This is a genomic window from Dawidia cretensis (genome assembly GCF_018598175.1).
Taxonomy (GTDB): Bacteria; Bacteroidota; Bacteroidia; order Cytophagales; family Cyclobacteriaceae; genus Ohtaekwangia; species Ohtaekwangia cretensis.
The window spans coordinates 469411-486108 of record NZ_JAHESE010000001.1 but is presented as its reverse complement, the minus strand read 5'-3'; the positions used below and the strand labels follow the sequence as shown (position 1 = coordinate 486108).

General features: G+C 49.7%; 15 protein-coding genes and 1 tRNA gene. 10 read left to right on the top strand and 6 right to left on the bottom strand.

The genetic code is table 11. The features are described 5' to 3' along the window. Positions 1-7: 7 nt before the first annotated feature. A complete protein-coding gene (locus KK062_RS02095) occupies positions 8-814 on the top strand; it encodes an SDR family oxidoreductase (protein WP_254082571.1) in 807 nt (268 codons plus the stop codon). On the opposite strand, the gene KK062_RS02090 is transcribed toward KK062_RS02095, so the two are convergent. After that, positions 807-1979, bottom strand: coding sequence for a glycosyltransferase family 4 protein (locus KK062_RS02090; RefSeq protein WP_254082570.1), 1173 nt, complete (start codon positions 1977-1979; stop codon positions 807-809). The genes KK062_RS02095 and KK062_RS02090 overlap by 8 nt on opposite strands. 105 nt (positions 1980-2084) lie before the next feature. Here KK062_RS02090 and KK062_RS02085 point away from each other — a divergent pair, with 105 nt between their 5' ends. Together KK062_RS02085 and KK062_RS02080 are read left to right on the top strand one after the other, a co-directional pair. Continuing rightward, on the top strand, positions 2085-3023 hold the full coding sequence (locus KK062_RS02085) for a DMT family transporter (RefSeq protein ID WP_254082569.1): 939 nt from the start codon (positions 2085-2087) through the stop codon (positions 3021-3023). Positions 3024-3132: 109 nt separating this feature from the next. Beyond that, positions 3133-3903: an acyl-CoA desaturase gene (locus tag KK062_RS02080; RefSeq protein ID WP_254082568.1), complete on the top strand. Its 771-nt coding sequence runs from the start codon at positions 3133-3135 to the stop codon at positions 3901-3903. A 52-nt stretch (positions 3904-3955) separates the two neighbouring features. Here KK062_RS02080 and KK062_RS02075 read toward each other — a convergent pair whose 3' ends face one another. From KK062_RS02075 to KK062_RS02065, 3 genes are read right to left on the bottom strand one after another with little or no spacing between them, the layout of a single operon-like run. Next, complete coding sequence (locus KK062_RS02075) at positions 3956-4672, bottom strand: methyltransferase domain-containing protein (RefSeq protein ID WP_254082567.1); 717 nt, start codon at positions 4670-4672, stop codon at positions 3956-3958. Between the two features lie 4 nt (positions 4673-4676). Next, positions 4677-5780, bottom strand: coding sequence for a type III polyketide synthase (locus tag KK062_RS02070; RefSeq protein WP_254082566.1), 1104 nt, complete (start codon positions 5778-5780; stop codon positions 4677-4679). A 42-nt stretch (positions 5781-5822) separates the two neighbouring features. Next, positions 5823-6854 carry an isoaspartyl peptidase/L-asparaginase family protein gene (locus KK062_RS02065; RefSeq protein ID WP_254082565.1) on the bottom strand — a complete coding sequence of 344 codons (1032 nt, stop codon included), beginning with the start codon at positions 6852-6854 and terminating at the stop codon, positions 5823-5825. A gap of 564 nt (positions 6855-7418) precedes the next feature. Between KK062_RS02065 and KK062_RS02060 the strand changes: the two genes are divergently transcribed. The 3 genes from KK062_RS02060 to KK062_RS02050 all read left to right on the top strand — a co-directional run bounded on the left by KK062_RS02060 (position 7419) and on the right by KK062_RS02050 (position 10266). Then, the gene (locus KK062_RS02060) at positions 7419-7835 is read left to right on the top strand and encodes a TraR/DksA family transcriptional regulator (protein ID WP_254082886.1); all 417 of its coding nucleotides are present in this window, start codon (positions 7419-7421) and stop codon (positions 7833-7835) included. A 78-nt stretch (positions 7836-7913) separates the two neighbouring features. Beyond that, the gene (gene scpB, locus KK062_RS02055; protein WP_254082564.1) at positions 7914-8642 is read left to right on the top strand and encodes an SMC-Scp complex subunit ScpB; all 729 of its coding nucleotides are present in this window, start codon (positions 7914-7916) and stop codon (positions 8640-8642) included. Beyond that, positions 8629-10266, top strand: a complete 1638-nt coding sequence (locus KK062_RS02050) for a pseudouridine synthase (RefSeq protein ID WP_254082563.1) — start codon at positions 8629-8631, stop codon at positions 10264-10266. The genes scpB and KK062_RS02050 overlap by 14 nt, the downstream gene beginning before the upstream one ends. Positions 10267-10300: 34 nt before the next feature. Here the strand turns inward: KK062_RS02050 and KK062_RS02045 are convergent, their stop codons facing one another. Both KK062_RS02045 and KK062_RS02040 read right to left on the bottom strand, forming a co-directional pair. Beyond that, positions 10301-11683, bottom strand: coding sequence for a sensor histidine kinase (locus KK062_RS02045; protein ID WP_254082562.1), 1383 nt, complete (start codon positions 11681-11683; stop codon positions 10301-10303). Between the two features lie 99 nt (positions 11684-11782). Next, a tRNA-Phe gene (locus KK062_RS02040) sits at positions 11783-11855 on the bottom strand. Positions 11856-11969: 114 nt separating this feature from the next. On the opposite strand from KK062_RS02040, the gene KK062_RS02035 reads away from it, so the two are divergent. The 4 genes from KK062_RS02035 to KK062_RS02020 are packed head-to-tail and all read left to right on the top strand — an operon-like array spanning position 11970 to position 16661. After that, positions 11970-13274: a 4Fe-4S dicluster domain-containing protein gene (locus KK062_RS02035; RefSeq protein ID WP_254082561.1), complete on the top strand. Its 1305-nt coding sequence runs from the start codon at positions 11970-11972 to the stop codon at positions 13272-13274. Positions 13275-13322: 48 nt separating this feature from the next. Continuing rightward, on the top strand, positions 13323-14090 hold the full coding sequence (locus tag KK062_RS02030) for a (Fe-S)-binding protein (protein ID WP_254082885.1): 768 nt from the start codon (positions 13323-13325) through the stop codon (positions 14088-14090). A gap of 4 nt (positions 14091-14094) precedes the next feature. Next, a complete protein-coding gene (locus tag KK062_RS02025; protein WP_254082560.1) occupies positions 14095-14589 on the top strand; it encodes a hypothetical protein in 495 nt (164 codons plus the stop codon). Positions 14590-14648: 59 nt separating this feature from the next. Then, a complete protein-coding gene (locus tag KK062_RS02020) occupies positions 14649-16661 on the top strand; it encodes a CHU_0125 family OmpA-like outer membrane integrity protein (protein WP_254082559.1) in 2013 nt (670 codons plus the stop codon). Positions 16662-16698: the final 37 nt, after the last annotated feature.

The following is a 16698-nucleotide window of genomic DNA, read 5'->3' as shown; positions in this document are numbered from 1 at the left end:
CCCATTCATGAAAGACAAGGTCGTCATCATCACTGGTGGTTCTTCCGGCATTGGCAAGGCCCTGGCGGAGAAATTTGGACGCGAAGGCTCCCGTATTTTAATCACCGGACGCCAGCTGCCCGAGCTGCAAGTAGCCGTTGACGACTTGAAAAAACAAGGTATTGCTATAGCCGGCTTTCAAGCAGACGTCAGTAAGGAAGATGATAATCGCCGTATGGCCGAAGAAGCTATCAAGCTCTATGGAACCATTGATGTCTTGATCAATAACGCCGGTATTTCTATGCGGGCGCTCTTTTCAGAAGTAGATCTGGAAGTGGTGAAGAAGGTAATGGACATCAATTTTTATGGCGTATTGTATGCCACACGTTATTGCTTGCCCGAAATCACCAAGAATGGTGGATCTGTCGTGGGTATTTCTTCCATTGCCGGCTTTCGTGGCCTGCCGGGTCGAACCGGATATTCCGCTTCGAAATTTGCATTAAATGGCTTTTTAGAAGTGCTGCGCACAGAATTACTGAAAACAGGAGTTCATGTGCTGACCGCATGCCCAGGTTTTACTGCGTCTAACATTCGAAAGCGTGCGCTTGCCAAAGACGGTAGCGCGCAAGGTGAATCGCCACGGGCCGAAGAAAAAATGATGTCGGCAGAAGAATGTGCCCGTCATATTTACACTGCCACCGTACGTCGTAAACGCACATTAATTCTCACTACACAGGGCAAATTGGCAGTTTTCTTGAATAAATGGTTGCCTTCCTTTGCCGACAAGATGGTGTATAACGTCATGGCAAAAGAGGCCAATGCGCCTATTAAATAAAGAGTTCTGCAAACTGCTTCGACAGTCGCTCGCGTGAATAGTGTTCTTCTGCTAGTGTCCGGGCTGATTTCTGGGCCTGTTTTAAAAATTCAGGGTTTTTGAGATACGGCTGTATATTTTCCACAAAGGTGGCAGGCCGCTGGTGATCTACATAAAAACCGCATTGACGTTGCTCTACCTCGCTTCTTATCCACCCGCCAAAGTTTACGACAACGAGCTTGCCGGCTGCCAGGCCGTCGAAGTATTTGTTGGGAGAGCCCGTTTCCAGTATGGGGGCCGGTTTATAGGATATAAACACCGCGTCGGTAACATTCAAAATCTCGCGTACGCCTTCCCGATCTTGAAAATCGACAAATGTGAGTGTCTTTAGGACTAGGTGTTTCGCTGTTTCGCGCAAATGATTAAGCTTTGCTCCATCACCGCATATGATAAAATGAACCGGTAACGCCGCTTTTTCGCTCGTCCGAACACAATCCAGGAATTGGTCCAACCCGTTAGCAATACCCAATGCACCGATATAGGATATCACCAATTTTCCACAAACATCGAATTTGGCTTCCAGCACAGGGTTTTTCGATTCTGGCTTAAAAAACTTTGTATCGGACATGTTAGGAATGATATGAACAGGTTTTTCTGGAGCACGTTTTTGAACAGCAGTGGCAATTGGTGCTGACAGTGCCACGATTGATTTTGCCTGATTGTAAATATCCTTTTCCAACCCGTAGAGGGCCTTTTTAAAAAGGGGGCTTTTAATGGCGCCCAATTGAATAGGTGCATCGGGCCAAAGATCGCCGACTTCAAATATGTAGGGAATGTCATATCGCCGCTGGATCCATTTTGCTGCCAGGCCAATCGTGAGCGGCGTGGAAATAGCATAACAAATGTCGGCGTCGCGGTAATGACGGGCTGCACGTACGGATTGAAGAATGTAGCGGACGAACGAAACACCCCTTTTATAAAAGCCAAAGCGGTTTTCGTATGGGTTGGGTACATAGTGGACTGTAACACCATCAATCGTTTTGATCTCCTCGTCTGACTTGCTGTGGCCGGTGATGACAACGGTTTGAATACCGGCTGCCACCAACGCCTGGGCTAGGTAATACGAGCGCAAAGCTCCCCCTTGTTGAGGTGTATTGAAATGCTGGTGGAGGATCAGAACTTTCACGCTGCAAATAAAGGGAAAGTTGACGGCTCCCTTTGCTCCACATTATTTTTTCTGACGCCGAGAAGTATATTTGCATCTGATTGTCAGCTCTTTACAAACTAGGCCTTGTTAGGATCTTCTGTTCTTCCTAAAAAACCTTCGTCCGGATATTTCCTTGGCGGTGTTATCATCGGCCTGGCCGGTGCGATTTGCTTTTCTACAAAGGCTATTGTCGTAAAGCTGGCGTATCGCGAAACGGATGTCGACGCCGTTACCTTACTCGCGTTACGTATGCTTTTCTCGTTGCCGTTCTTTTTGCTTTCGGCCGCACTGACCTCGTCAAAAAGCGGGAATGTAAAATTCACGGGCAAACAATGGACAGCCGTAGCCGTCGTAGGCATTCTAGGGTATTATGTTAGTAGTCTGCTGGATTTTCTGGGTTTGCAATATATCTCGGCGGGAATGGAGCGGCTCATTCTCTTTATCTACCCTACTCTGGTGGTACTCATGTCTGCTTGCTTTTTTAAGCAGAAGATCGGCGGTTATCAGTGGCTTGCATTAGTGATTACCTACGCAGGTTTGTTGCTGGCCTTTTGGAGCGAAGTGAATTGGAGTGAAACGCCAGATGAACATTTCTACCGGGGTGTTTGGCTTATTTTCCTTTGTGCTATTACGTATGCGTTATACATCGTGGGTAGTGGCCGGTTGATTCCCATTGTGGGCGCCGGAAAATTCAATAGTTATGCTATGACCTTTGCCGCCGCCGCGGTGTTGCTGCATTTCTTTCTGACCGGCGATCGCTCACTGTTTCATTTATCAGGAGAAATTTACCTGTACAGCTTTATCATGGCCATTCTCTCAACCGTTATTCCCTCTTATTTGGTTGCAGAAGGGATTAAGAGAATGGGGTCGGACAACGCCGCCATTGTCGGGAGTGTAGGGCCCGTGTCAACCATTTTGCAAGCTTACATCTTTTTGCAGGAGCCTGTCTATGTCGCGCAGATCGTAGGAACTATGTTGATACTTATTGGCGTTCTACTGATCAGTAAGAAAGGGCGCTCGTAAAAAATCTTTTTCCTTTTCTGTCACAAACCGATACGTATCTTGTCTTACAAGCAAAAGGCTCTTGGTGGGCCCGCAAAAAATATTTTTATACTTACAATCGACATTTAAAATGGCCGTAATTCTCGCATTTTTTATCGGGCACTGGTACCTGTCCTTGTTTTTCCAGACGTTTTTCCTGCATCGGTACGCTTCGCACCATGCCTTTACGATGAGTAAATTCTGGGAAAAGGTCTTTTTTGTACTGACGTGGATCTTTCAGGGTGCGAACTACCTGAGCCCCTACGGATACGGCGTGATGCACCGCATGCACCATGCCTTTGCCGATACAGAAGACGACCCGCATTCGCCGAAATACGACGAAACGATCTGGAACATGATGTGGAAGACTCGCACGATCTATTCTGACATTGCTAACCGCAAAATGATCGTCGACAAGCGCTTTACCGACGGCGTTCCGCAGTGGAATTCCTTTGACAAATTTGCCCGTTCATGGCCATCACGTCTGTTTTGGGCTGCTGTCTACATTACCATATATGTTACGTTTGCCCCTAGCCCATGGTTCTTCCTGCTGTTGCCGATCCACTTTTTGATGAGCCCGATCCACGGCGCCGTTATTAATTGGTTTGCACACAAGTACGGATACCGCAATTATGAAGTAGGCGATACTTCCAGAAATTTCTTACCCGTAGACTTTTTGATGATGGGCGAAAGCTACCATAACAATCACCATAAACACGGAAATCGTGCGAACTTTGGTGGTGTTCGTTGGCACGAGATCGACCCTACTTACATTGTCATTAAAGTATTAGACAAGCTTCACATCATTCGCATCGCCAAAAGCAAAGGCGTAAGCATCGAAAATGTGCAAAAGGCTGCTTAAAAAGATAATCTTTTGATCGAAAAGGGCTCCGGAACGATTTCCGGGGCCTTTTTTATTTTCTGCAGGTAGGAATGACAACGCGCCAGCGAAAAGCCCATTTCCACTGCAAGCGAAAATCCTGAATTCCTGCGTTTTTGAGGATTCTGGCTATTTCTACCTTTTTAAACGCTCTTAATACTGATAGTGGGGCATCGAATTTTACCATGGAAGATCGTGAAAAGCATGTTGTAAGCCATTTAATGGAATAATACGCTAGTGGATGCCGATGAATGTCATTTATAATAATGCCTCTTTTAGCTTGATCTCGCAGATTTTTAAAAAACGCACTGAGTTGATCGTCGTTGAAATGATGATAAAACAAAGTGCCCAAAACGACGTCAAAACGCAGATTTTTAAATTCCTCCGAAAAGATATCCAATGTGAAAAACTCTATTTCAGACAAATCCTGCAGGTTTTTTTGAGCAAAGGCGATGATGTGGGGATTAGCGTCAATCCCAATCAGCTTCACAGGAATGGCCTTTTTTGCTGCCCAGCGGTGAATGATGCGAAGCATTTCGCCTCCTCCGCAGCCTAAATCGACAATTGTGATTGTACCGTTTGTCGGGCAATCTTTTAATAGCCGCTCTAATGCTGTGATCGTAACGGCATTTCCGCCCAGCCATTTGTTAATAAACTCCAACTCGCGCAACGTTTGATGCACGACTTCCCCGCCACAGAGCAAATCGTCCATAATCTCTATTTCCGTTGATCGGGCTGAGAAATTGGGCATAAGGTCAACTTGTTTGAATGCGCAGTAGCATGCTTTCCAGGGTCAAGCCCGGTCCGAATGCAAAGCTTAAAATATGCTTTCCATTGTCTTCCCTTGCCACTTTTCGAAATATCTCTTGCAGCACAAAGACGACCGTAACAGATGACATGTTTCCAAAATCGGCCAATACTTGATACGCAGGAGCATTTTGTTCACGTGTCAGTCCGAGCTTGGCTTCGATCGCTTCCAGAATTTTTCGACCACCCGGATGAATAGCGAAATAGCTGATGTCTGATATCTGAAGTGAAATCTTCTTTAACAGACGGGCTGTGAGATCGCCAATTCCGCGGCCAATTACATCGGGCACGTATGATGAAAGCATCATTTCAAAACCGTGGTTTCCGATTTGCCAGGCCATGTCGTGCTGACCGGAAATGGAAAAATCGTTGTGAAACGCTTCGCAAAGGAGGCTTTTTATTCCTGCGGGCTTTGCTTGCACCAGCAAAGCAGCAGATCCATCCGCAAAAAGTGCATTGGCCAGAATGTTGTCGTCCGACGGATGTTGCTGGAAGTGAATGCTGCATAGTTCTGTACAAACCACGAGTACACAGGCAGCCGGGTCGGCGTTGCAAAAAGCATCGGCCACTTTCAGTGCGTTGAAGGCTGCATAGCAGCCCATAAAATTGATACTGGTTCTTTGCACACTGGTGGATAGCCCAAGCGCATGCACGAGCTCAATGTCTAACCCGGGTGCATACATGCCGGTACAGCTGACCAGCACCAGGTGTGTGACACACGTTAAATCTTTAAGAGAAGCATTCCCCTGCAAATTGGCGACAGCCGCCAGGCTTAGCGGCAAGGCTTGCTGGCGGAATAGCGCCATGCGTTTTGCTGTATCGGGAAATGGCTCACCGTCGGGAGAATTAGCGAAAAAGGTAAAGTCTTCGGTTTTGCCATAATCCTGGAGTACCGAGTAGCGGGTGCTGATGCCCGCCGCTTTAAAGATTGTTCGCAGCTTACGACTTTCGCTTGCGTCTAGCTTCATGGCCTTCACCATAAAATCAGCTATCGCCACCTGGTCGAAACGGTGTCGGGGATTGGCGGTTCCAATCGCGGTGATGTAGCTCATGCTTTCAAAATATCCTGAAAATGGAACAGCATACAGCCTGAGTTACTTCTCATCCTGGTAAATGAACGTTTTGCCATCTCCCTTTTTGGTAATATAGCCCCGGTACATGCCTGTTGTGTTGAATGTCATGGAAATATTACCGTGCCTGTCGAGGGCAATGATGCCACCGTCGCCGCCAAGGCGCGGTACCTTTTTCATGATGACGCTGTCTGCTGCTTGTTGCAACGAAAGATTGACATACCCCATCAGCGAGCTGACGTCGTGCGCCACCGCAAGCCGTATAAAATACTCACCCCAGCCCGTGGCAGAAACTCCACACGTGGTGTTGTCGGCGTAGGTGCCCGCCCCAATGATAGGAGCATCGCCCACGCGCCCGTATTTTTTGTTGGTCATGCCTCCGGTGGAGGTTCCAGCCGCGATGTTTCCATATTGATCAAGGGCCACGGCGCCGACGGTTCCGAACTTTCGATCTTTTGTGTATGGATCAAACAAAGCGGCTTCTTTGACCGCTTCTTTTTGCTGTATTTTTTGCCACTGCTTGTACCGTAGCGAGTCGAAAAAGTATGATGGGTCGACGATCTCGAGCCCCTGCTCTGCTGCAAATTTTTCAGCGCCTGCACCAATCAGCATGACATGGTCCGATTTTGTCATTACAGCATGCGCAGCTGTGATCGGATTTTTAATGGTGGTCACGCCGGCCACAGCACCAGCCATGAGATTGCTACCATCCATGATGGAAGCATCGAGCTCGTTCTTTCCTTCGTTTGTAAAGACGGCGCCTTTGCCAGCATTGAATAGCGGATTGTCTTCCATCACTTTGATAGCGGCAATCACTGCATCGAGACTTTTGCCGCCCCGCTCGAGTACGGCGTAGCCACTGTCGAGTGCCCGGTTTAATCCGGCACGGTAAGCGGCCTCGCGTTCGGGTGTTATGTTCTCGCGTTTGATCGAGCCGGCACCTCCATGGATGACCAGCGTAATGGGCCCAACGGCATCGTCGGAGGGCAACTTAGAAGTGGGCTGATTACACGCCGCGCAGGCCAGTAATAGAAAAAAGGAAACACGTGCACGCATGGCTCGATTTTAAGGAAAAAGAAAGAGAATTACATTGTATTATACTTGGGATATGGCAATAAATGGTGTAATATTTTTGTTTTCGGGGCTGACCTCCTAATTTTGCGAATCTTTACTAAAAGTAGGATACAACCCCTTATGGCTAAAAGTAAGAAGTCAAGCGCTAAGCCAGCCAAGAAAGCTGCAAAAGCGAAACCTGTAGCAAAAGTGAAGAAGGTGGCTCCTGCCACGAAATCGGCTGCCAAGAAAGCACCCGCAAAGAAAGTTGTAGCAAAAGCTCCTGCCAAGAAAGCCGCGCCTGCACCCAAGAAAGTAGTCGCTGCAAAAAAAGAGACTGCCAGAAAAGAGGCTCCCAAGAAACCAGTAGCCGTGGCCGCGCCGAAAAAAGTTGAGAAGGTTGAAAAAGTAGAGAAAGTAGTAGCGGAGAAGGTAGAAAAGGCTGCGCCGAAAAAAGTATCGCGCATGGCCACCCAACTCGCGCCGCCCATTAAAACTGTTCCGGTGGCGGCACCTAAGCCGGCACCTCCACAATTAAATATATTTCCCGTGCCGAATCAAAGACCGATTGCTCACAAAGCAGCGAAGGCTCCTTCCGCTGGCGATGAGCGCACCCGTTACTCTGAAGACGAGTTGAAAGAATTTGAGGCGCTGATCAATCGCAAACTTGACAAAGCGCGCGATGAATATAAAATTCTGAAGGAAACGCTGAACCGCAATAACGACGAAGGCACCGATGCAACCTCTGGCGGCAATACCAAGGTACTGGAAGACGGTGCCGAGACAGCGGAAAAGGAAAACCTCAGCCAACTTGCTGCCCGTCAGCAAAAGTATATCACCAACCTCGAGAACGCGTTGGTGCGTATCAAGAACGGAACGTATGGTATCTGCTCGGTAACGGGCAAGCTCATACCAAAAGAACGACTTATTGCGGTGCCACATACGACGCAGTCGATCGAGGCAAAAATGATGCAACACGATTAACAAACATCCCCTCTTCACCGAGGGGATTTTTGTCTCCGATATATTTTGCTGACTCAATTACATACCCTTTACAGTAGCGTGGATTTTCTTCAGAACCATATAGAAGCGTTGATCTTCTGTTCGCCGACGCCCATTAAACTGGCCGACATCAAGGCGTGTCTTTCTGAAATGTTTAATGCCGACGTACCCGACGACGATATCGAAGGCGCCATTTACCGACTGCAAGAAAAGTTTGAAGGCGACGAGTTTTCGTTTCAGCTTTTTCAAGCGGCAGGTGGTTATCAATTCCTGACTAAGCCAGCCTATCAGACGAGCATTGGTATCATGCTCAAACAGCAATCGAAAAAGCGTTTGTCGACATCGGCCATGGAGACGCTTTCGATCATTGCCTATAAACAGCCTATCTCTAAAACGGATATCGAAAACATTCGCGGTGTAAACTGCGACTATGCCGTACAAAAACTGCTGGACAGAAACCTGATCGAGATTACCGGAAAAGCCGATACCATCGGCCGCCCGATGTTATACGGCACCACAACAAAGTTCATGGAGTATTTCGGCATCAACGATTTGGCGGAGCTACCGGCACCCAAGGAATTTACAGGCGACGTGAGCACCATCGGCGAAAATGCCGAAAGCAAAGAAGAACCAATAGCAACAAGCACTACGGAGGAGCCGGAAGCGGCCGCGCCGGAAAATACGGATGAGGCTTCCGCAGCCGAGCCCACAGCAACAAACGGTCAGGACAATGCGCCTGACATGGATGCAGACAGCAAAGATTTAAAAGAACCAGATGCCCAGGCATAACAAAGAAGAAGGCCCGTCACGCGGCCGCAAAGGCCCCACGGGGGCAAAGCCCAAATTTGAAACCTCGTCGTTCTCGAAACGTGGAGGTAGCCCTGCAAAGTCATTCAAAAAAGACGACGGCGACAAGCCTGCCCGCAGACCGCGTACCACGGGTGAATCCGGTGGTTTCCGCAAGCGCACCGGAGATGATTCTTCGGAAGGCAGCCGCGCAAAGTCGTCCAGTAGAGGCGGTGCAAAACCCTTTCGCAAAGAGAGTGACCGAGGTGAGTCCCGCGGTGGCTTCCGCAAAAGCGAAGGTGGTGAAGGCGCCCGGCCAAGAGCATTTAAGAAAGAAGGTGCAAGACCTTTCCGCAAGGACAGCGACAGAGGTGAGGCCCGCACGGGTGGCTTCCGCAAGCGCGACAGCGAAGGCGGCGAAAGCGCGCGACCAAGAGCATTCAAAAAAGACGGTGAAAAGCCGTTTCGCAAAAAGACAGACGACGAGTCCACCGGCGGCTTCCGCAAGCGTGGTGACGAAAGCTTTTCGGAAAGAAGATCCAGTGCACGTGCAGGATCTTCTGCCCGCCCGGCACGCGACGGTGCCGACAAACCTCGCCGCAGCAGAGAAGACGGTGACGAAAAGCCTTTCCGCCGTCGCGAGGACAAACCCTTTGGCGAGAAGCGCGAGAGCAAAAGCTTCTCCGAGAGAAGAGGCACCCGTACGGGAGCCTCGTCAGGTTCGGAACGCGGCCGTTCAGAGAAACCGCGTCGGAGTGGCGCCGAAGGCGACTCCGATAAAAAGTCTTTTGCCGGTAAGCGTGGTGTAAGCAATCTGCGACGCGAAGAAGATAGAGGCAGTGGAAGCAAAAAAAGCTCATCCCCCCGGAAGCGTATAACAACGGGAGAAGCCTATGAAGCACCTGCCGAGGCACAAGCTGGCAAGGTGCGTTTGAATAAATACATCGCCAACAGCGGCGTGTGCTCACGTCGTGAAGCCGATGAGCTCATCACCATGGGCCTGATCTCTGTTAATGGAAAAGTTATTACCGAGCTGGGCTACAAAGTCAACCTGGGCGACGAAGTTCGGCACGAAGAAAAAGTACTCCGGTCTGAGAAGCCTGTGTACGTTCTGCTGAATAAACCTAAAGGTTATATCACCACCACCAACGATCCGCAGGAACGCAAAACCGTTATGCACATTTTAGGTGGTACGATCAAAGAACGTATTTACCCCATTGGCCGCCTGGACCGAAATACCACGGGCCTATTGTTATTAACCAACGACGGTGACCTGGCCGATAAGCTGATGCACCCGTCGTATAATGTGAAGAAGATCTACAAAGTAGAGTTGGACCGTCCGCTGACAAAAGCTGATTTCCTGAAGATCACCGAAGGTGTACGCCTGGAAGAAGGCCGCGCCGTAGTGGACGACCTGGCGATTGTCTCCGACGATGGCAAGACCATTGGCATCGAACTACACATCGGCTGGAATCGTGTCGTGCGCCGTATCTTCGAATCGTTAGAGTATGAAGTGGTCAAGCTCGATCGCTCCGTATACGCCGGTCTTGATAAAAAAGATTTGGGACGAGGCGAGTGGCGGTTTTTAACGAAAGAAGAAGTAGTTCGCTTAAAGCATTACAAATAACAGATAGAACCGGCCCCGTGCCGGTTTTATTTTTTTAAGCGTTTTCTAATTGTATCCGGAAAATGCTTCCCTTGCCTACCTCAGAGGTAACGTCGATTGTTCCCTTTACCTTGTTAAGCGCCTCGCGGACGATATAGAGTCCAAGGCCTGTACCTTCGGTATCGACCGAGGCGCGAAAGAACATTTCAAAAATTCGCGGCAAGCTTTCTTCGGGTATGCCCTGTCCATTGTCCTCCACGGTAATCTCCACCTGATCGTCGCTGCGAATAAAGCCTATGCGGATGTAGGGCCTGGGTTGGTCCAGGTTGTGATACTTCACGGCGTTGGCCAGCAGGTTATTCAAAACGATCTTGATCTGATTGTAGTCCGATACAAAAACGTCGGCGACGCTGGGATTATAATCCAGCTCGATGGCCGATGCACCCTTGTTGAATTTAATATCGGTTATCGTTTCATCCACCAGGTCTTTCAAGCGCAATTCCTCCATGCGCGGCTCTGTTTTTTTGCTACGTGAAAGACTGAGTATGTCACCGATGACCATGTCCAATTTTTTAATGCGGGCTTCGATCATGTCCATAAACATCCGCGCCCGTTCTTCTTCAAATTCTAGCCTGCCCAAATACGTCAGCCCGAGAATGGATGCAATCGGAGCACGTAGGTCGTGCGAAGTATTATATAGAAACATGTCGAGTTCCTTGTTGGAGCGACCCAGCTTTTCTCGTTCATCTTCCAGTAGCCAGATGACCATGCTCATGCCCATGAGGGCGATCAGCAACAGATCGGCTACGCCAAAAAAGCCGGGTACTTCCATGCGTTGGTCGGCCAGGTTGACGACCACTTCTGCAAAATAATACAACTGGTATACACTAAAGATTATGAATGACGCGGCAAGCATCCGCTGTCCGAGGCCGCGGGAAAACTTCTGGTTGCGCAGCACCACGATGCCGGTGAATAAGAAGCCCGAGCCCATCGCCAGCGTACGACTGCCAACCCGTGCCATGTGGCGCAGGTTTGCATCCTGAACATTTTGGCTAAATAGAATCACGGAGGCAACGGCGATACAAAAGAGCGCCAGCAAAATCAATTTAAACTGTCGCCGGTTAAAAGCTCGCTCGGTTATCATCTCGTACGTGCCACGTAGTACCCAAAGGACTTGCAGAAAACACGACATCTGACCGGCCACACTGGTGATGAGGCGAACTGGGGATTGACTGTGGGCCAGATATAACGCAACGACACCCGTACAGGCTATGTATACGGAAAACGCGCCCCAACTGAGTGCCCAGGTGTAGAGAAACCGGCGGCGATACAGAATGCCAAAATGCCGGAACATAAAGAATAAGATCCCTCCCAGGATACATTGGGCCAGGTACAAATAAAGCAGGCGTACTGTGGTATCAGCGAGGTTTAAACCCATGGGTCCAGGGGATTGCTTGCTAAAATATTAAAAATTAGGCCGGTAGCAGCACCCAGCCGGGGGGAAAAAGAAAAAGGCCTCCAAGTTGGAGGCCTTCTGTGGTGATGGAGGGAGTCGAACCCCCGACACAAGGATTTTCAGTCCTTTGCTCTACCAACTGAGCTACATCACCTAATTTTGACTGCCACCTTCAGCGGACAGGGGCACAAAAGTATGTAAATTTATATTTGGTGCAAAACCCTGTGAGAATTTATTGAAATTAATGGATTAGCATTTATTATCGCATATGATTCAACAAGCACTTTTTGTCATCACACTGGGCGTGGCGATCTACTTCATCCGAAAGCGCGTTTTACGCCTCTGGGCCAATATCAGACTGGGAAAAGACCAGGTCATTAACGATCGGCCCGGCGAGCGCTTATCCAACATGGCACTCGTTGCTTTTGGTCAGAAAAAAATGTTTAAAAAATTTATTCCGGCCATCCTTCACCTTTTCATCTATGTCGGCTTCGTGGTCATCAACCTCGAGGTGCTGGAATTTATCGTCGATGGCGTGGCCGGCACCCACCGTATTTTTGCCCCGTTCCTGGGCGGGTTTTATACGGTGTTAATGAACATCTTTGAATTCCTGGCACTGGCCGTACTACTATCGTGCGTCTTTTTCCTGATCCGACGCAATGTGCTAAAGATAAAACGCTTTCACGCTGCCGAGCTAACCGCCTGGCCCCGGATGGATGCCAACATCATTTTGTGCACAGAGATTGTGCTGATGCTGGCCATTCTGAATATGAACGCCGCCGACCAGGTGCTGCAACAGCTTCATGCCGAACATTACACGCCCACGGGCAAACTGTTTCTAAGCTCGTTTTTTGTGCCCCTTTATGACTCCCTGTCAGAGACGGCGCTGATTGTCATTGAGCGTGGCGCATGGTGGTTTCACATCCTCGGCATTCTTGCCTTCGCTGTCTATGTAACCTACTCCAAGCACCTGCACATCTTCCTGGCATTCCCGAATACCTACTTCGCCAACCTGGAACGCAAAGGGCAAATGAAAAATATGCCTGTAGTAACAAACGAAGTAAAGCTGATGCTCGGGTTGGCTGGTGCCAACACCACACCCCCGGCGGAGCCGGGTCGTTTTGGTGCGCGTGATGTGCGCGACCTGAACTGGAATAATTTAATGGCTGCTTATTCTTGTACGGAGTGTGGACGCTGCACGGCTGAATGCCCGGCCAACCTCACGGGCAAAAAGCTTTCGCCGCGCAAGATCATGATGGACACCCGCGACCGTATGGAAGAGATCGGTAAAAGCGTGGAGACCGGTGGCCCCGGTGCCGAAGACGGAAAATTTTTATTGGGCGACTATATCACCAAAGAAGAAATCAATGCCTGCACCAGCTGCAACGCCTGTGTGGAGGCTTGCCCCGTTATGATCAATCCCCTGGAAATTATCCTCGAGCTGCGTCGGTACGTGGCCATGGAAGAATCCGGCTCGCCGGCATCGTGGAACTCGATGTTCCAGAATATTGAAACCAGCTTCGCGCCCTGGAAATTTCCGCCCAGCGACCGGTTTAAATGGGCCCAGGACTAACGCAACGAAGCACGACTTAACAACCAGACGACAATGAATGTAGCGACTATGGCCGATATGGCCGCCAAAGGCGAAAGCCCCGAAATACTTTTCTGGGTAGGATGCGCCGGATCTTTCGACGAACGATACAAACGTGTAACCCGGGCTTTTGTAAAGATTCTGCAGGCTGTAGACATCAAATTTGCGGTCTTAGGACCCGAAGAAACCTGTACGGGCGACCCCGCGCGGCGTGCTGGCAACGAGTTTCTTTTTCAGATGCAGGCCATGAGCAACATCCAGGTGTTGAATGGTTACAATATCAAAAAAATTGTCACGGCCTGCCCCCACTGTTTTAATACGATCAAAAACGAATATCCAGAGCTCGGCGGCGCGTACGAGGTAATCCACCACTCGACATTTCTGCAGCAGCTCATTCAGGAAGGAAAGATCAAGGTTGAGGGCGGTTCGTTCAAAGGCAAAAAGATTACCTACCACGACTCCTGCTACCTGGGTCGCGCCAATAACATCTATGAAGCTCCCCGCAGTGTGCTGGAAGCCCTCGACGCCGACCTGGTAGAAATGAAACGATGCCGCACGACGGGGCTGTGCTGCGGCGCGGGTGGCGCACAAATGTTCAAGGAGCCGGAAAAAGGCGAAAAGGACATTAACATTGAACGCGCAGAAGAAGCGCTGGCGACCGGCGCCTCGACGATTGCCGTGGCCTGTCCGTTTTGCATGACCATGCTGAGCGACGGCGTAAAAGGCAAAGACCGCGAAAACGATGTAAAAGTGAAGGATTTGGCCGAACTTATCGCAGAATCACAAGGTTTGCAATAAGACTATGCTTATCCCATTTCACCAATTACCCGCCACGTCCCGCGTCTGGGTATACCAGGCCGACAGAAAAATTACTGCTGCTGAAAAAGGCATAATTTCTGAGGTACTCACAGCGTTTACTCAAGGGTGGAGCGTCCATGGACAACCGATGGAAACTTCCTTCGAAATTCGGCACGACCATTTCATCGTGCTGGCAGCCAACGATCAGGCAAGCGGCTGCTCAATCGACAGCTCGGTACGGGCTGTTAAAGAGGCCGGCACCGCGGCGGGCGTCGATTTTTTTAACCGTACCAACGTTGCGTTCCAAACGACCGGGGGTGTAACCTTGCTGTCCATGGGTGATCTGAAGGCGCAGTATGTGGAAGGAATCTGGAACAGAACGACCCCCGTGTTTGACAACCTGGTGGACACCAAAGGCAAGCTGGACCAAGCCTGGATTGCTCCAGCGGGCGATACCTGGCTGAAGCGGTATATACCGGCGGAATCGGTACTTCCGTAAGCCGGAATATTTTGTAGCTTTAGCGTTACAGAGCGAAACAGATTATATCTTAAGATGTTATGAGATCTACCTCCCTCCTACTGTTTATCGTTATTATACTCAGTAGCTGCAGTACCGAGAAGAAGGCTATCAAGGCGTTTAAGCTGGGCAAGTACCAAAACGCTATCGACTTGTTTAAAAAAACAGGTAATACCGGCAAGTCCAACTTCTTCATAGCTGAATCGTACCGGCTGTCAAACCGACCCAAAGAGTCGGAACAGTTTTATGCGAACGCCAGTGGCCGCGCCTTCGATGCCGATAGTATTAAATTTTATTACGCGCAGGCGCTCAAAGCAAACGGCAAATACGACGAAGCACGCCAGCAACTGGAATCACTGGTGGCCTCCACCAGCAACACACCGCTGAAAGACCGCGCTTCTGCTGAGATGAATGGCATCGGCTATCTGGCCAAGCTTGCCGAGGCGCCGAGCTACTACAAGGTAAAAAACCTGGAAGCCATCAACACACCCGCGAGCGAGTATTCGCCGGTCTACCTCAACAGCGAGCTGTACTTTACCTCGTCTCGCGGCGACGGTAAGATCTACGAGGCCGAAGGCAAACCCTTTACCGATTTGTTCAAAGTGGTCACGAAAGGTGCAAACGTTGAAATATCCAGCCTCGCCAAATTACCCGAAGGCATCAACGACAACGTGCGCAACGAAGGTTGTATTACGTTTTCCCCCGACGGCAAGACCATGATCTTTGCCAAGGGCAATTCTGAAAAGAAAAAAGGTGGCGGCGCGGATGTCGACTTGTATATCTCCCGCTTCCGGAACGACGTTTGGTCCGAGCCTCTTCCAATTAACATCAACACGCAGTTTAAAAACGAGTCCGACGGTGACGCGAAGAACTTCAGCTGGGATTCTACCCCTGCCTTCAGCTCCGACGGACGCACCTTGTACTTTGCCTCCAACCGCAAAGGTGGCTACGGCGGTACCGATCTTTACACAGCACAAATGGATACCCGGGGTCGTTTCACCCGCGTGCGCAACCTTGGTCCCGAGATCAATACCTCCGGAAACGAGATGTTCCCCTATGTAGCCGAAGATGCAAAACTGTATTTCGCCTCTGACGGCCATCCTGGGTACGGCGGTTTAGACCTCTTCGTCGTGAAGCGCTCAAACGGTAAAACCCAAATCAAAAATCTGGGTCAGCCGATGAACTCTAACAGTGACGACTTCGCGATGTTCCTCTTCAAACCCGATCGTGGTTTCTTTGCTTCGAACCGCGACGGTGGCAAAGGCGATGACGACATCTATACCTTCATCAACGAAGACCCCGACCTGCGCGTGGTAAACTACTACCTGCAAGGCATCACCTATACTCCGGGCAAAGACGGCAAGCTGCAAATACTACCGAGCACCAAGGTCAACTTGCTCGACGGCAAAGGCGATGTGATGCAAGATTACGTCACTGGTAACGACGGTAAGTTCCTCTTCCGCGTATACGAAAACGAAGATTATAACCTGACAGGTGAGTCCAGCGGATACCTGGTAAAACGCCAGGGTTATACCACACGAGGCAAATCGGTTGATCCATCCACACTCAAAGAATTGCTGACAAACATTACGCTTGACACGATGATTGTCCTCGAGAAAATCGAGTTGGACAAGAGCTTTGTACTGGAGAACATCTACTACGACTTCAACAAATCCAACATTCGTTCCGACGCGGCAAAGGAGTTGGACAAGCTTGTACAGTTGCTGCTCGACAACCCGGAAATTAAAATCGAGCTCGGCTCACACACCGATAGCATTGACGACGAATCCTATAACCGTCAGTTGTCACAGCGTCGTGCAGAGTCTGCTGTATCATACATGATTCAACATGGTATTGCCACCGAACGCCTGCAAGCCAAAGGCTATGGCGAATCAAAACCTATCGCACGCAACACCAATCCCGACGGTACCGACAATCCGGAAGGTCGTCAGAAGAACAGACGCACAGAGTTCAAAATCCTGGAAGTTGGTACCGTAACAAAACCGGTAGAGGGTGATGAACAATTCGAGGAGGACAGGTATTTCCGGGAGTAGCGGCGCCACCGGCCATGTTAAAACAAGATTAAAAATC

What these genes read in the sequence shown, in the direction of transcription:
- KK062_RS02095 (WP_254082571.1), top strand. Translation starts at nt 8, where the DNA reads ATGAAAGACAAGGTCGTCATCATCACTGGTGGTTCTTCCGGCATTGGC.
- KK062_RS02080 (WP_254082568.1), top strand. Translation starts at nt 3,133, where the DNA reads ATGGCCGTAATTCTCGCATTTTTTATCGGGCACTGGTACCTGTCCTTG.
- KK062_RS02075 (WP_254082567.1), bottom strand. Translation starts at nt 4,672, where the DNA reads ATGCCCAATTTCTCAGCCCGATCAACGGAAATAGAGATTATGGACGAT.
- KK062_RS02070 (WP_254082566.1), bottom strand. Translation starts at nt 5,780, where the DNA reads ATGAGCTACATCACCGCGATTGGAACCGCCAATCCCCGACACCGTTTC.
- KK062_RS02065 (WP_254082565.1), bottom strand. Translation starts at nt 6,854, where the DNA reads ATGCGTGCACGTGTTTCCTTTTTTCTATTACTGGCCTGCGCGGCGTGT.
- KK062_RS02050 (WP_254082563.1), top strand. Translation starts at nt 8,629, where the DNA reads ATGCCCAGGCATAACAAAGAAGAAGGCCCGTCACGCGGCCGCAAAGGC.
- KK062_RS02045 (WP_254082562.1), bottom strand. Translation starts at nt 11,683, where the DNA reads ATGGGTTTAAACCTCGCTGATACCACAGTACGCCTGCTTTATTTGTAC.
- KK062_RS02035 (WP_254082561.1), top strand. Translation starts at nt 11,970, where the DNA reads ATGATTCAACAAGCACTTTTTGTCATCACACTGGGCGTGGCGATCTAC.
- KK062_RS02030 (WP_254082885.1), top strand. Translation starts at nt 13,323, where the DNA reads ATGGCCGATATGGCCGCCAAAGGCGAAAGCCCCGAAATACTTTTCTGG.
- KK062_RS02025 (WP_254082560.1), top strand. Translation starts at nt 14,095, where the DNA reads ATGCTTATCCCATTTCACCAATTACCCGCCACGTCCCGCGTCTGGGTA.
- KK062_RS02020 (WP_254082559.1), top strand. Translation starts at nt 14,649, where the DNA reads ATGAGATCTACCTCCCTCCTACTGTTTATCGTTATTATACTCAGTAGC.